The organism is Nocardioides sp. (assembly GCF_016462705.1).
Lineage (GTDB): Bacteria > Actinomycetota > Actinomycetes > Propionibacteriales > Nocardioidaceae > Nocardioides.
The window spans coordinates 1-1,625 of sequence record NZ_JAEMSS010000305.1 but is presented as its reverse complement, the minus strand read 5'-3'; the positions used below and the strand labels follow the sequence as shown (position 1 = coordinate 1,625).

Here is a 1,625-nt window from a genome sequence, read left to right as displayed (position 1 = left end):
CGCGCCGACGACATGGACGTCAACATCACCAAGGAGAAGCAGCAGACCAACATCCGGTCCGCCACTTCCGACAACTTCGAGAAGCTGATCCCGCCGCGCAAGCTCTCGCTCGAGCAGTGCCTGGAGTTCTGCCGCGAGGACGAGTGCGTCGAGGTCACCCCGGAGACGGTCCGGATCCGCAAGGTCGTGCTCGACGCCAACGCGCGCGCCAAGACCGCGAGCCAGGCACGCAAGGCCAACAAGTAGCGGTCTGGTCGGTCGCGGCTCAGTCGGTGACGACGACGCCGCCGGCGTCGACCCACGCGTCGATGCCGCCGGCAAGGTCGTAGTAGGAGCCGAACCCGGCCTGCGCCAGGTGGTCCATGGCCACCGCGGAGCGGTTGGCGGTGCGGCAGTAGACCGCGTAGCTGAGCGCCGGGTCGAGCTCGGCCACCGCGGCCTCGAACCGGGCCGGGTCCTGGAGGTCGGCCAGGACCGCGCCCTCGAGGTGGACCTCGGCGTACTCCTCCGGGGTGCGGACGTCGAGGATGACGGTGTCCGGCCGCTGCGCGGCGGCCGCGAACTCCGCAGGGGACAGCGACGAGCCGACCTCGGGCGCGGCGCTGGCGGTGGGTCCGGTGGTGACGCTGAGCGACTGTCCGGCGCCGTGGGCGCCGTCCGGCTCGTCGGCGTCCTCGGAGCAGCCGGCGGTGCCGGCGAGCAGGGCGAGGGTGGCAGCAGCGGCGGCGGCGAGCAGGCGACGGGACATGGTGCCGTGAGTATATCCCCCTAGGGGGTTAGACGTGCGAAAGTGGGAGCCATGACTGACACCGAGGTCAAGCTCCAGGTCCTGCTGCTGGTCGTCGTCGCCGCCTCGTTCCTCGTGCTGGCCTTCTGGTTCTTCCGGCACGCGCCCGCGGGCCGCTGGGCCGTGCTGGGCGCCGTGGGGGCGGGCCTGGTGGGAGCGACCCTCGGCATCGAGGCGGCGTCGCACGTCGAGAACATCTTCCTGGACTCGGCACACATCGCGGTCAACCTGCTCATCCGCGACCACGTCCAGACCGTGCTGTTCCTCGCTCGTGCGGTCGGCGCGGTGCTGCTCGTGCTGGCGTTCGTCGAGAGCCGGCGCGCGGCCACGGTGGGGACGGGGTCCATCTACGGCTCCTAGCTGCCACTAGGGTCCGGCCATGCTCCTCGACGTACAGCTCGACGGCCGACCCGACCAGGCAGCGGCCCGGGCCCGGGAGCTGGTCGACGCCGGCGCGGCCGGCCTGTTCACCTTCGAGGGGCCGCACGACGTGTTCCTGCCCCTCGCGGCGGCGGCCGGCGTCGTCGAGGCCGACCTGATGACCAACGTCGCGATCGCCATGCCGCGCTCGCCGATGCACCTGGCCAACGCCGCCTGGGACCTGCAGCTGATGTCCGGCGGCCGGTTCCGGCTCGGGCTCGGTTCGCAGATCAAGCCGCACATCGAGAAGCGGTACGGCGCCACGTGGTCGCCGCCAGCGGCCCGGATGCGCGAGATCGTGCTGGCCGTCAAGGCGATCCTGGCGTCCTGGCAGGACGGCACCCGGCTCGACTTCCGGGGCGAGTTCACCCAGCACACGCTGATGCCGCCGACGTTCGTCCCCGGGCCCAACCCGTTC

At 71.8% G+C, this 1,625-nt stretch carries 3 protein-coding genes and 1 pseudogene; 3 read left to right on the top strand and 1 reads right to left on the bottom strand.

The window, feature by feature from the left end:
• Nucleotides 1-246 (top strand): annotated as a pseudogene (locus tag JHD21_RS21860) (translational GTPase TypA); the annotation flags it as partial.
• Between the two features lie 19 nt (nt 247-265).
• Here JHD21_RS21860 and JHD21_RS21855 read toward each other — a convergent pair.
• Nucleotides 266-748: a rhodanese-like domain-containing protein gene (locus JHD21_RS21855; RefSeq protein WP_292679669.1), complete on the bottom strand. Its 483-nt coding sequence runs from the start codon at nt 746-748 to the stop codon at nt 266-268.
• 51 nt (nt 749-799) lie between these two features.
• On the opposite strand from JHD21_RS21855, the gene JHD21_RS21850 reads away from it, so the two are divergent.
• Together JHD21_RS21850 and JHD21_RS21845 are read left to right on the top strand one after the other, a co-directional pair.
• On the top strand, nt 800-1,147 hold the full coding sequence (locus JHD21_RS21850; protein ID WP_292679667.1) for a hypothetical protein: 348 nt from the start codon (nt 800-802) through the stop codon (nt 1,145-1,147).
• A gap of 19 nt (nt 1,148-1,166) precedes the next feature.
• A partial coding sequence (locus JHD21_RS21845) for an LLM class flavin-dependent oxidoreductase (RefSeq protein WP_292679665.1) occupies nt 1,167-1,625 on the top strand: 459 nt, incomplete at its 3' end.